The sequence below is a fragment of the Micromonospora sp. IBHARD004 genome (assembly GCF_052814115.1).
Genome location: NZ_CP199934.1, coordinates 4433581 through 4446500 on the forward strand (window position 1 = coordinate 4433581; position 12920 = coordinate 4446500).

A 12920-nucleotide genomic window follows, 5' to 3' on the forward strand; every position below is an offset into this window, starting at 1 on the left:
TCATGGCAGGTCAAGCGCAGGATCGCCGCGAAGTATCGCTCTCTCCAGCCGCTGCAGTTGCGGCGATGGGTCGAGTCCGAGTTCGTTGACGAGCCGGCTCCGCGCGAGCCGGTAAGCGACCAGCGCGTCGGCGGCGCGGCCGGCGCGGTACAGGGCGAGCATGAGCTGCGCGAGCAGTCGTTGCCGGTACGGATACTGCCCGGCGTACTCGGCGAGTTCGTCGAGGACGGCCTCGTGCCCGCCGAGCCGCAACTGCGCGTCCAACCATTCCTCCACAGCCGTCAACCGCGCCTCCTCCAGCCCCCGGCACAGATCTTCGACTCGCGGGGTCGCCACGTCGGCCAGCGGGGGTCCGTGCCACAGATCGAGCGCGCGCCGCAACATCGCCGCCTTCTCCAGGTCGTCCGTCTCAAGACGAGCCCCGGCGAGCAGGGCGCGGAAGCGGTGGGCGTCCACGCTCATCGGGTCGGCCCGCAGGACATAGGTCGGGCCGCGCGTGGTGATCTTTACGCCTTCACGGTCCGCACCGGCCATGGCCAGGACGGTGCGCAGTTGCGAGACGCGGACGTGGATCGCATGACGAGCGGTCTGTGGCGGCGATTCAGGCCATGTCAGGTCAACGAGGCGGTCGAGCGGCACAAGCTGATTCACGTTCAGCGCGAGGATCGCCAGCATGAGCCGCTGTTGGCGTGGCCCGAGATCGACCTGTCGATCCCCCGCCCATGCCTCCACTGCCCCCAAGAGCCGGAAGTCCACAACCCCCTCCCCCCGTGATGCGTCTACACCTCCTCCGCCTCGCTGCGCAGGGTCTCGGATCCAGGCCGTCGATGCTTGTGATGAAACGGTTGATCGGTCGATTGGCCCCGTTCTCTGCATTCCGTCGACACCAACTCACAAGTGGTGTGCACTCGCCAAGCCAGCCGAACGAACGCACCTAAACTAGGATATAACAGAATATGCATATGAATGTCAAGGTTTAAGCTAATTTGTGACATTAGAGGCCGATTCACTCTGTGTTCGCGGGTAAAAGCGAGTAATCATCAGAATTCGGGTCACCAGCACCACAATTTCATTGCCTACCAAGACGCGCATTTCCGCAACAGGCAAGTACACGTGCCCCGCCTTGCCCTCCTCACAAAAGTGCTTTTGCCATAAAGGGGGATTCGCCGGGTTTTTCCCAGCAAGGCGGTCAATTAGCGCGCAGGTAGGCGGGTGACGAACCGTGCACCGCGAGGCGCGTCCTCGACGTCTATCGAGCCTCCGTGTGCGTCGATGATCTCTCTCGCGATGGCCAGACCGAGACCGGTGCCGCCCGTGCGACGGCTCCGGTCATCGTCGAGGCGCGTGAATCGCTCGAAGACGCGCTTCCGGTCCGCGGGCGGAATCCCCGGCCCGTCGTCGTGGACGATCAACGTGACCCGGCGGTCGTCGCTGCCGAGCTCGACCCTGATCAGGGACGAGGCATAGTGCTCGGCGTTGTCGAACAGATTGCGTACGGCCCGGGTCAGGTCGTCGCGACGGCCGTCGACGGCAGCCGCCGAGACCGCGCCGGTGTCGACCCGCAGGTGGCCGCTGCCACGGATCCGGGCCGCCTCGGCCAGGACGATGTCGTCGAGGTCGACGGGACGGGCTGGGGGGCGGGGAACGCCGGCGTCCGCCCGTGCGAGGAACAGCAGGTCCCGGACCAGCCGCTCCATGCGACGGTTCGCCGCGAGCAGGTCGGCGGCGGTTTCGTTCCATTTGGTGCGGTCAGGGTGGGCGAGCGCGACCTCCAGATCAGTGCGCGCCGCGGCGAGCGGGGTCTGCAACTCGTGCGAGGCGTCCGCGACGAAGCGACGTTGACGCTCGACAGCCGCGTCCAACCGGTCGAGCATCATGTTCATCGTGCCCGCGAGTCGGCTGATCTCGTCGTCCGTGGCCGGCACGGACACGCGCCGGTCGAGGGAGCGTTCGGAGATGTCGGCGACCTCGGCCCGAATGGCGTCCACCGGCCGCAGGGTGCGACCCGCGACCGTCCAGGTCGTGACGGCGACGAGTGCCAGCAGCAGTGGAGCACCGGTGGCAAGGGCGCCCTGGAGAACATCGACGACGTCATCGACCGGGGAGAGACTCGCGGCAACGTAGACGGTCGCCGGTCCTTCCGGCGTGGCCGTCGGCAGCGCGATGACCCGATAGCTGCCGCCCTCGCCGAACGGAAGGCCGTCGACTGTGCGCACCTCGGACCCCGCCCCGGGAGGGCGGAACCGGGCGAGAGATTGACCGCGCCGAAGTCCGGCGGTGGCGGCCACGACCCGGCCGTCGCCGGCCACGACCTGGACGATGCTGCCGTCGTCACCTTCGACGGCCAGCTCCGTGGGGAGCGTGCCCTGGCGGGCCAGGGTCGCGACGTCGTGCGCACGTACCCTCGCGATGTCGTCGACGCGTTCGACCAGCGAACCACGCAGAAGCACCACCAGGCTCACGGCGGTGACCACGAGGGCGACACCGACGACGATCGTGGCGGCCACGGTGGTACGGGCGCGCATCGTCGTGAGGCGTGCCCGAGGCCGGGGGTTTTCAGCCGCCATCGGGGTCCAGTCGGTAGCCGACGAGACGGACGGTCTGGATCGCGGATCGACCGAACGGCTCGTCGATCTTCCTGCGTAGGTGCCGGACGTAGACCTCGACGATGTTCGGGTCTCCGTCGAACGCGAAGTCCCAGACGTGGTCGAGGATGGTGCCCTTGGAAAGCACTTCGCCCGGACGCCGCATGAGGAACTCGAGGAGGGCGAACTGGCGCGGAGTGAGTGAGACCTCCGTTTCCCCACGCCAGACCCGGTGGGCGGCGGGGTCGAGCCGCAGGTCGCCGACATTCAGCGTGGCCGGGCGCTCCCGCGAACCCCGGCGCAGCAGCGCCCGAATTCTGGCGACCAGGACCAAATAGGAGAACGGCTTGGACAGGTAGTCATCGGCTCCGGTATCGAGAGCTTCCGCCTCGTCCAGCTCGCCGTCCTTGGCCGTGAGCATGAGAATCGGGGTCCAGTTGCCGGCCTCACGCAACTCGGCGCACACCTGGAAGCCGTTCTTGCCGGGAAGCATGATGTCGAGAACGATGACGTCGAAGTCGCCGTCCGTGGCCCGCCAGAGGCCGTCGATGCCGTCGAGTGCGACCTCAGCAGCGAACCCCTCGGCCTCCAAGCCACGCTTGACTGACCGGGCGAGGTGCTTGTCGTCCTCGACCACGAGGATGCGCACTCCCCAAGTGTGCCACTCGCCGGCTTACTGCCCGCTGAAGCCGCCGACGCAGACCGCCGGCTTCCGCGTTCAGCCGGTCTTCAGCCAACCCGCCGTACAGTCGCCATGACGTCCTGGTCGAACGGACCGCGGGTGGCGCGCCGCCACCTCGCACACGGCGAGAGAAGGGGACGCTCATGGCCAGCGTGCAGCTCGAGGCGGTGCGGCTCACCAAGCGGTTCGGGGACCGTACGGCGGTTGACGGGTTGAGCTTCACGGCACGACAAGGCGAGGTCGTGGGACTGCTCGGGCCGAACGGGTCGGGCAAGACGACCACCATCCGACTGCTCACCACGGTGCTGGCGCCGACGAGCGGGGAGTTCTCGGTGGCTGGTGTTCCCTGCACCCGGCCGGGCGAGATTCGACGGCGGATCGGCGTGCTGCCGGAAAGCAGCGGCTATCCCGGACACCAGACGGGCGACGAGTACCTGCGCTACCACGCGCGGCTGTTCGGCCACGCCCGTCCGGACGCCGCGCGGGTCGCCGAGCGGCTACTGGCAGAGGTCGGCCTGGCCGAGCGTGGCTCGTCGCGGATCTCCACGTACAGCCGCGGCATGCGGCAGCGCCTGGGTATCGCACGGGCGCTGGTCAACGATCCCGCTGTCGTATTCCTCGACGAGCCGACGCTCGGGCTCGACCCGGCCGGGCAACGTCAGATGCTGGCGATCGTCCGCGAGATCGCGGTGGTCAGAGGAGCGACGGTCATCCTCAGCACCCACACCCTTCCGGACGTCGAGGAGATCTGCACGAGCGTGCTGATCCTTCACAAGGGAAAGCTCCTCGTCTCCGGCACCTTCGGCGAGGTCACCCGCGCCGTCCCCACCCAGCAGTACGCGCAGATGCGCGTACCGATCGAGTTGATCGGTCGAGCCCGGCAAGCGCTCGCGGGCGTGGCCGACCTGACGACAGAGCCCGCCGACGAACGTCCCGACATCCTCAGGATCACCCTGACCGGACGGCCGGCCGCAGACCAGGGCGGCACGGAGACCGGGATGAACGCAGCACTGCGGGCGGTCCTGAGCGCCGACGTGCCGGTCCTGTCCTTCGAGGTCGAAGGCGCGCGGCTCAGCGACGCTTTCCTAGCTATGACCGGGGAGGGTGTCCGATGACGACGGGTCTGCGGGGGCGGGTCCGGAACGCCGAACCCAGCGCGGGCGGGGTTCGCGGCGATGGCCCGGGTTGGCGGGTCGTCGCCGAACAAGAGTGCCGCGATCTGTGGGTGAGCGGGCGCGGCCCGATGTTGGTCTTCGCGTTCAGCGTCGTCCTGAGCGTCATGACCTACCTTGCCGGTACCAATCAGGTGCTCAACTTCCTCGAGCAGCGTGAGGCGGTGAACCTCACCCTGCAGGTTGCGGTGGCGATCGGCGTCCTCGTCACGCTGGTGGTCAGCGCCGACGCGATCAGCGGGGAGCGGGAGCGGGGCACGCTGGAGAGCCTGCTGCTCGCACCCGTCTCCCGCCGGGCGATCGTGCTGGGGAAGATGGCCGCCGCCTTGTCGCTCTGGCTCGCGACCTTCGTCGTGAGCGTGCCGTACCTGTGGGTGCTCGGACGCGGAGTGTCCATCGTCGGGCAGGCGCTGCTGCTGGGCCTGCTCGTCGGCACGCTGCTGGCGGTCGCGCTCACCGCGCTCGGTCTGCTGATCAGTGCCATTTCGAGTTCCAACAAGGTCAGCCTCGCAATAAGCCTGTTCCTGCTGTTGGCGTTCTTCGCGCCGACCCAGTTGCCCGGCGGCACGCCGAGGGGCTGGTTCGGAGACGTCCTCGTCCGGCTCAACCCGGTCGACGCGGCGCTGCACTACCTGACGGCTGTGCTCGTCAACGGGCACGCCTGGACGCGGGACCTGTCCTACGTGGCCTCGCCGCTTCTCACCGCGGTGATGGCCGGGGGCGTCCTGGTTGCCGCCGGCGCCCGGATCGTCCGGCTGTATGGAGGGGTGAGCGGAGAATGAAGACAGGGTTCGCACTCGCCGGGCTGCTGCTGGCGCTGACGGCTCCCGTCGGCCTGGCCGCTTCGGCGGCAGCCGCTCCGCCGCCGCTGCCCGGCGCCGTCGAGGTGGTGTTGGACCAGAGCCGGATCAACACCGTCGTTGGCGAGAGGTTGACGGTTGAGTCCCGCATGGTCAACTCTGGTGGCGCACCCACCGACCGGCTGGTGGCCCACCTCAACGTCGCGAGCCTGGACGGCGTCTACGTCGACCTCGAGGACTGGTCGGCGGACGTGACCCGGGAAGTTCCGCCGGTGGCGCCGGGCAGCAGCACGTCGCTGTCCTGGCAGTTCCAGGCCGTCAACACCGGCAGTTTCGACGTCTACGTCGTGCTCATGCCCGGCGGCGACTCCACGGCGGGTACCGGCCCGCTGGTGGTGAGCCAGCCGGTACACGTGACGGTGGCCGGAAAGCGGACCCTGACCGCAGCGGGCTCGCTGCCGGTTGCCATCGTCGTTCCGGTCGTGCTCGGTCTGGTGGCCGCAGCTGCCAGATACCGCATTCGGCGTACGAGTTGACAGGAGGAACTCACCCTCGGATCCAGGGTTGCCGAGCCGCAGTTATCCCGGCGCGAGGTCGACGCCGGTGGGGCGTCCGGCCGCATCCAGGACCGGTTTCAGCACCGTCTGACAGGCGGGCCTCTTCGAGGCCGCCCAAGAGGTCACCCAGCCAGAAGCCGCGGTCAAGGCGCTGGTGATGGGATCGCGCGGGCGCCGGTGCCGCATCGACGAGGAGGCCCAGTCGACGGCTTTACCCGTTCGTGTTCGGTCTGCCAGCTCAGCCGGGTGATGCGACGGCGAAGATCACCGCCGCGATGCTCAAGAGCACGGCGAGCAACATCGACCGCAGCCAAACGGGCCACTGCCGTTCGCACCCGCCCTAACCAGAGGCGTGGGCGGCCAAAAATTTTTGTTCGGTTCCTACAAAGGTGCCGCCTAGGGTTCGGTGGTTACGACATGGTGCTGCCAGCGGGCAGGCGGAAAGGTGATCACTGCCGGAGGCCGGGGTCTCGCGGCGCGTACATCGTGGGTCTACCGGAGGGGTCGGTCGGGTGTTCAGCCGTGTCGCCATCGTCAACCGTGGTGAGGCCGCGATGCGGCTCATCCACGCGGTCCAAGAGCTGGCCGCGGAGACCGGGACCCGGATCGAGACCGTCGCCCTGTACACCGACGTCGACCGCACCGCCACGTTCGTGCGTGAGGCGGACATCGCCTACGATCTCGGTCCCGCGTCCGCGCGCCCGTACCTGGACCTGAAGGCCCTGGAGCGCGCGTTGGTGGAGACCGGGGCCGACGCCGCGTGGGTCGGCTGGGGCTTCGTCGCAGAGGACCCGGCGTTCGCGGAGCTGTGCGAGAAGGTCGGGGTCACCTTCGTCGGGCCGAGCGCGGAGGCCATGCGCAAGCTCGGTGACAAGATCGGCGCGAAGCTGATCGCCGAGGAGGTCAGTGTGCCGGTCGCGCCGTGGAGCCGTGGCGCGGTCGAGACCCTGGACGCCGCCCTGGCGGCGGCGGCCGAGATCGGCTATCCGCTGATGCTGAAGGCGACTGCGGGTGGCGGCGGGCGCGGTATCCGCGTGATCACGAACGAGGCCGAGCTCGCCGACGCGTACGAGCGCACCAGCCAGGAGGCGGCGCGGGCGTTCGGCAGCGGCGTCGTGTTCCTGGAGCGCCTCGTCACCGGTGCCCGGCACGTCGAGGTCCAGGTGATCGCCGACGGACAGGGCACCGCGTGGGCGCTCGGTGTCCGCGACTGTTCGGTGCAGCGGCGCAACCAGAAGGTCATCGAGGAGTCGGCGTCGCCGGTCCTCAGCCCGGTGCAGGCCGCCGAGCTCAAGACGTCGGCCGAGCGGCTTGCCGTGGCGGTCGGTTACCGGGGTGCGGCGACCGTCGAGTTCCTCTACCACCCTGGCGACCGGCTGTTCGCGTTCCTCGAGGTCAACACCCGCCTGCAGGTCGAGCACCCGATCACCGAGTCCACGACCGGGTTCGACCTGGTCAAGGCGCAGCTGCACGTCGCCGCGGGCGGGCGGCTCGAAGGCGAGCCGCCGGTGGAGCGCGGGCACGCCATCGAGGCCCGGCTGAACGCCGAGGACCCCGACCGCGACTTCGCGCCCTCCCCGGGCCGTATCGCGCGGCTGGACCTGCCCGCCGGACCGGGCATCCGGGTGGACACCGGCGTCAGCGAGGGTGACACCATCCCCGCCGACTTCGACTCGATGATCGCGAAGATCATCGCCTACGGTCGCGACCGCGACGAGGCGCTCGGCAGGTTGCGCCGGGCGATGGCGAACACCACGGTGATCGTCGAGGGTGGCGCCACGAACAAGAGTTTCGTGCTCGACCTGCTCGACCAGCCCGAGGTGATCGACGCGAGCGCGGACACCGGCTGGATCGACCGCGTCCGCGGCGCGGGCAGGCTCGTCGCGCACCGGCACTCCGCCGTCGCGCTGGCGGCCGCCGTCATCGAGGCGTACGAGGAGGAGGAACGCGTCGAGCGGCAGCGGCTGCTGTCGACGGCGTTCGGCGGTCGCCCGCAGGTGCAGCACAAGAGTGGCCGAGCGCTGGACCTCAAGCTGCGTGGCGTCAGCTACCGCGTGCGCGTGGCGCGGGTCGGCGCGCACCGGTTCCGCGTCGGCATCGAAGCGGGCGGTGCCGTCCGCACCGCGGACGTCGAGCTTGACCGCTTCGACCGGCACACCGGGCAGATCGTCGTCAACGGCGTCCGATACCGCCTGCTCACCGGGACGCACGGGCCGATCCACCTGGTCGAGGTGGACGGCGTGACGCACCGGGTCAGCCGCGACGAGGGCGGTGTCGTCCGCTCACCCATGCCCGCGCTGGTCGTCGCCACGCCGCTGGAGGTAGGCGCCGAGGTCGAGGCGGGCGCGCCGGTGCTGGTGCTGGAGGCCATGAAGATGGAGACGGTGCTGCGGGCGCCGTTCAAGGCGCGGCTGAAGGAATGCGCCGTCTCCGTGGGCAGCCAGGTGGAGGCCGGCGCACCGTTGCTGCGGCTGGAGCCGCTGGCCGACGAGGCCGACGAGGGCGCGGACGGCCCGGCCGCCGCGTCCGTCGAGCTGGACCTGCCCGCCGCGCCCGAGGAGATCCCCGCGCGAAAGCGCGCCACGCGCGGCCAGGAGGACCTGCGCGGGCTGCTGCTCGGCTTCGACGTCGACCCGCACGACGACCGTCGGGTGCTCGACGACTACCTCGCCGCGCGTCGGGCCGCCACCGAGGACGGCCACCGGCCGCTCGCCGAGGAACTCGACCTCGTCAACGTGTTCGCCGACCTCGCCGAGCTGAGCCGCAACCGGCCCACGGGCGAGGACGGCGGCGACGACGTCCACCTGCACAGCGCCCGCGAGTACTTCCACACCTACCTGCAGAGCCTCGACGTCGAGCGGGCCGGACTGCCGAGTTCGTTCCAGGCCAAGCTCGCCAAGGCGCTCGGGCACTACGGTGTCACCGACCTGGAGCGCTCCCCCGAGCTCGAAGCCGCCGTGTTCCGGATCTTCCTCGCCCAGCAACGCGCGTCCGCCGACGCCACGGTCGTCGCGACGCTGCTGCGCGCGTGGCTGCGGGAGTCGCCGCCGGACGAGACGCTGCGCGAGCCCGCCGGCCTCGCGCTGGAGCGGCTGGTGGCCGCGACGCAGGTCCGCTTCCCCGTGGTCGCCGACCTCGCCCGCGGCGTGGTGTTCGCCTGGTTCGCCCAGCCGCTGCTGCGCCGCAACCGCGCCCGCGTCTACGCCGAGGTCCGCAAGCACCTGCGCCACCTGGACGCGCACCCAGAGGCGCCGGACCGCGCCGAGCGCATCACGGAGATGGTACGCAGCACCGAGCCGTTGGTTCGGCTGCTCGGCCAGCGGCTCGTCCACGACCACCTCGACAACGCGGTCATGCTGGAAGTGCTGACCCGGCGGTACTACGGCAACAAGGCGCTCACCAGCGTCCGCAGCCGCGAGGTCGCGGGCTGCACCTTCGTGGTCACGGAGCGCGCCGACTCGAGCGTGGTTTCCGCCGCGGTGAGCTTCGACGCGCTGGGCAGCGCCCTGCGCGGGCTCGCCGAGCTGGCAAGCGGCGAGGACGCCATCGACGCCGACATCTACCTCGCCTGGGAGAACCAGCCGGAGGACTTCGACGCGACGGTGGCCGCGCTGCTCGAGGTCATCAACGCGCACCCGCTGCCGCACCAGGTCCGCAGAGTCACGACCACCGTCGCGGGCCGCGGCGGAGCGGTGATGCACCACCACTTCACGTTCCGCCCGTCGAGCACGGGGATGGCCGAGGAGCGGCTGATCCGCGGCCTGCACCCGTACATCGCACAGCGGATGCAGTTGAAGCGGCTGCACAAGTTCGACCTCACCCGGCTCCCGTCGTCGGACGAGGAGGTCTACCTCTTCCAGTGCGTGGCACGGGAGAACCCGTCCGACGAGCGTCTCGTCGCCTTCGCGCAGGTGCGCGACCTGACCGAGCTGCGCGAGCACGACGGCCGGCTGGTCGCGCTGCCGACGACCGAGGACACCGTCGCCGCCTGCCTCGACTCGATCCGCCGCGCGCAGTCCCGGCGAGGGTCGCGGAAACGCTTCAACACCAACCGGATCGTGATCTACGTCTGGCCGCCGAGCGAACTCACCCGCGAGGAGATGGAGATGATCGCCGGGCGCGTGCGCCCGACGACCGCGGGCGCCGGGCTGGAGGAGATCCTGTTCATCGCGCGACAGCGCGACCGGACCACCGGCGAACTGGCCAAGATCGCCGTACGAATCGCCTTCGGCGCCACCGGTGGCGCCGAGCTGACCGTCGGCGAGCCACCGGTCGAGCCGGTCGAGCCGCTCGACGACTACCGGCAGAAGGTGCTGCGCGCGAGCAGCCGCAACACGGTGTACCCGTACGAGCTGACCGGCCTGCTCGGCCACTTCGTCGAGCACGACCTCGACGACGACCACGCGCTGGTGCCGGTCGACCGGCCCAAGGGGCGCAACACCGCCGCGATCGTCGCCGGCGTGGTCACCACGCCGACCCCGCGGCACCCGCAGGGCGTCACCCGGGTCGTGCTGCTCGGCGACCCCACGAAGTCGCTCGGCGCCCTGTCCGAGCCGGAGTGCCGCCGCGTGATCGCCGCGCTGGACCTGGCCGGGCGGATGCGGGTGCCGCTGGAGTGGTACGCGCTGTCCGCCGGCGCCCGGATCTCCATGACGTCGGGCACGGAGAACATGGACTGGGTGGCCGCGGCACTCAAGCGGATCGTCGAGTTCACCCAGGACGGCGGTGAGATCAACATCGTGGTCGCGGGCATCAACGTCGGCGCGCAGCCGTACTGGAATGCCGAGGCGACGATGCTCATGCACACCAAGGGCGTCCTGGTGATGACGCCGGACTCGGCGATGGTGCTCACCGGCAAGCAGTCGCTCGACTTCTCCGGTGGCGTGTCCGCCGAAGACAACTTCGGCATCGGCGGCTACGACCGGGTGATGGGCCCGAACGGGCAGGCGCAGTACTGGGCGCCGAACCTTCCCGCCGCGCGAGACGTGCTGATGTCGCACTACGACCACACGTACGTCGCGCCCGGCGAGGACGTGCCGCGGCGGGCGACCACCACCGACGCCACCGACCGCGACATCTCCGACTTCCCGCATGCCGTGGCCGGCAGCGACTTCACCACCGTCGGCGAGATCTTCTCCGCCGAGGCCAACCCGGACCGCAAGAAGCCGTTCGACATCCGGACCGTGATGCGGGCGCTGTCCGACCAGGACCACCCGGTGCTGGAACGCTGGGCGGGCATGGCCGACGCGGAGACCGCGGTGGTGCAGGACGTACATCTCGGCGGCATCCCGGTGTGCCTGCTCGGCATCGAGTCACGGGCGGTGCCCCGGCGTGGGTTCCCGCCCACCGACGGCCCGGACACTTACACCGCGGGCACGCTGTTCCCGCGGTCGTCGAAGAAGGCCGCGCGGGCGATCAACGCGGCCAGCGGCAACCGACCGCTGGTGGTGCTGGCGAACCTGTCGGGCTTCGACGGCTCACCCGAGTCGATGCGCAAGCTGCAACTGGAGTACGGCGCCGAGATCGGCCGGGCGATCGTGAACTTCCGCGGGCCCATCGTGTTCTGCGTGATCTCGCGATACCACGGCGGCGCGTTCGTGGTGTTCTCGAAGGCGCTGAACCCCAACATGACCGTGCTGGCGCTGGAAGGCTCGTTCGCCTCGGTGCTCGGCGGTGCTCCCGCCGCCGCGGTGGTGTTCTCCAGCGACGTCGACGCCCGCACTGCGGCCGACCCCCGCGTGCGGGACCTGGAGGCCCGCGCTGCGGCCGCCTCCGGCGCCGACCGTGCCGCGTTGACCGCGGAACTCGACGAGCTCCGCTCGTCGGTCCGCGCGGAGAGGCTCGGCGAGGTGGCCACGGAGTTCGACCGGGTTCACAACATCCAGCGCGCCGTCGAGGTCGGCTCCGTGGACGCCGTCATCCGCGCCGCGGAACTGCGTCCGCGCATCATCGGGGCCATCGAGTCCCGGCTACGTTTGCCCCGCCCTCGGCTAAGCGAGGTGCGGAGGACCTGAGCTGCTTGTCGGCGCGTAGGCGCGTCGGTGCGGAGGATGCCGGGGCGGTCTGCACCCCCGACACCGCCAAGGCTTTGCTGTGTGAAGGTGGCCGCCTGTTCCTCGACGTGACCGCCGAGGTGCCGGTGGTGGTCTACCCGCCGGGTGAGGGACCGGACCCCGGCAGGGTGGCCGGGGTGGATCTCGGGATCATCCACCCCTACGCCGTGGCCGGCCCCGACGGGGAGGCACTGCTGGTGTCGGGGCGGGCGATCCGCGCCGAGCACCGCGTGCACCTGGCCGACACCAAGGCCCGCCGCCGTGCCGTGGCACGGCGGGCGCCGAAGCCGGGCCAGAAGGGGTCGCGGCGGTGGCGGCAGTACCGGCGTCGGGCCCGTCGGGTGGAGGGCCAGCACCGGCGGCGGGTGTGTCAGGCCCAGCATGAGGCCGCCCGCACGGTTGTTTCCTGGGCGGTAAAGCAGCGGGTCGGTGTGTTGCATGTCGGGGATCCCCGGCGGGGTGCTCGACATCCCCGCCGGGCGGCGACACAACCTGCGGTTGCGGCAGTGGCAGATCGGCCGGCTCCTGCAGGTCCTCACCGACAAAGCCACGCTGGCCGGGATCACCGTCCGGCTGGTCGACGAACGCGGCACCTCGTCGACCTGCCCCGCCTGCCGCAAACGTGTACCGAAACCTCGTGGGCGGACCCTGTCCTGCCCGCACTGCGCATTCTCCGGGCACCGTGACCTGGTCGCGGCGGCCAGCATCGCCACCCGTGTCCCGGGCGGCGGATCCACCACCCCGACAGCGATTGTGCTGCCGGAGGTGGTCACGCACCGTCGAGCCGGCCGGCATCTCCCCGGTGCCGGCCGGTCCCGACGTGACCCCCGCCGCCCACCAGGGCGGCGCGAGGATCAGTTGGCCCGCGGAGGCCCGCCCCACCAACCGGTGGGGAGTCGCTCGCCCCTCAAGGCGAGGATCCACAACACCCACCGGAAACCCGGTGAACGTTAGTGGACACCGCACTAGCGGGGTGGGCGCGCTCCGGCGAGGTCGGGATCTGGCGATGCGGTCCCGATCTTGAGGCCTGTTGTCAACGCCAATGGCGTGTTCTTATAACGGGACGACGAT

General features: G+C 70.2%; 8 protein-coding genes and 1 pseudogene. 6 read left to right on the plus strand and 3 right to left on the minus strand.

Going from position 1 to position 12920, the window contains the following annotated elements; translation table 11 throughout:
- The 3 genes from ACTWO6_RS21585 to ACTWO6_RS21595 form a co-directional block, all read right to left on the minus strand.
- Positions 1-756, minus strand: coding sequence for an AfsR/SARP family transcriptional regulator (locus tag ACTWO6_RS21585; RefSeq protein ID WP_446215629.1), 756 nt, complete (start codon positions 754-756; stop codon positions 1-3).
- A gap of 437 nt (positions 757-1193) precedes the next feature.
- Complete coding sequence (locus tag ACTWO6_RS21590; protein WP_446215630.1) at positions 1194-2507, minus strand: sensor histidine kinase; 1314 nt, start codon at positions 2505-2507, stop codon at positions 1194-1196.
- A gap of 49 nt (positions 2508-2556) precedes the next feature.
- Positions 2557-3234, minus strand: a complete 678-nt coding sequence (locus ACTWO6_RS21595; protein WP_446215631.1) for a response regulator transcription factor — start codon at positions 3232-3234, stop codon at positions 2557-2559.
- A 176-nt stretch (positions 3235-3410) separates the two neighbouring features.
- On the opposite strand from ACTWO6_RS21595, the gene ACTWO6_RS21600 reads away from it, so the two are divergent.
- The 6 genes and pseudogenes from ACTWO6_RS21600 (at position 3411) to ACTWO6_RS21625 (ending at position 12803) form a co-directional block, all read left to right on the plus strand.
- On the plus strand, positions 3411-4382 hold the full coding sequence (locus ACTWO6_RS21600) for an ABC transporter ATP-binding protein (RefSeq protein WP_446215632.1): 972 nt from the start codon (positions 3411-3413) through the stop codon (positions 4380-4382).
- The gene (locus ACTWO6_RS21605) at positions 4379-5221 is read left to right on the plus strand and encodes an ABC transporter permease (protein ID WP_446215633.1); all 843 of its coding nucleotides are present in this window, start codon (positions 4379-4381) and stop codon (positions 5219-5221) included. Before ACTWO6_RS21600 ends, ACTWO6_RS21605 begins: the two co-directional genes overlap by 4 nt.
- Positions 5218-5775 (plus strand): hypothetical protein, encoded by a 558-nt coding sequence (locus ACTWO6_RS21610; protein ID WP_446215634.1) that lies wholly within the window; start codon positions 5218-5220, stop codon positions 5773-5775. Before ACTWO6_RS21605 ends, ACTWO6_RS21610 begins: the two co-directional genes overlap by 4 nt.
- 533 nt (positions 5776-6308) lie before the next feature.
- Entirely contained in the window at positions 6309-11810 is a 5502-nt protein-coding gene (locus ACTWO6_RS21615; RefSeq protein WP_446215635.1) for an ATP-binding protein, read from the plus strand.
- Positions 11811-11986: 176 nt separating this feature from the next.
- A pseudogene (locus ACTWO6_RS21620) lies at positions 11987-12244 on the plus strand (hypothetical protein); the annotation flags it as partial.
- Positions 12245-12287: 43 nt separating this feature from the next.
- Positions 12288-12803, plus strand: a complete 516-nt coding sequence (locus ACTWO6_RS21625; protein ID WP_446215636.1) for a zinc ribbon domain-containing protein — start codon at positions 12288-12290, stop codon at positions 12801-12803.
- Positions 12804-12920: the final 117 nt, after the last annotated feature.

What these genes read in the sequence shown, in the direction of transcription:
- ACTWO6_RS21600 (WP_446215632.1), top strand. Translation starts at nt 3,411, where the DNA reads ATGGCCAGCGTGCAGCTCGAGGCGGTGCGGCTCACCAAGCGGTTCGGG.
- ACTWO6_RS21605 (WP_446215633.1), top strand. Translation starts at nt 4,379, where the DNA reads ATGACGACGGGTCTGCGGGGGCGGGTCCGGAACGCCGAACCCAGCGCG.
- ACTWO6_RS21610 (WP_446215634.1), top strand. Translation starts at nt 5,218, where the DNA reads ATGAAGACAGGGTTCGCACTCGCCGGGCTGCTGCTGGCGCTGACGGCT.
- ACTWO6_RS21625 (WP_446215636.1), top strand. Translation starts at nt 12,288, where the DNA reads ATGTCGGGGATCCCCGGCGGGGTGCTCGACATCCCCGCCGGGCGGCGA.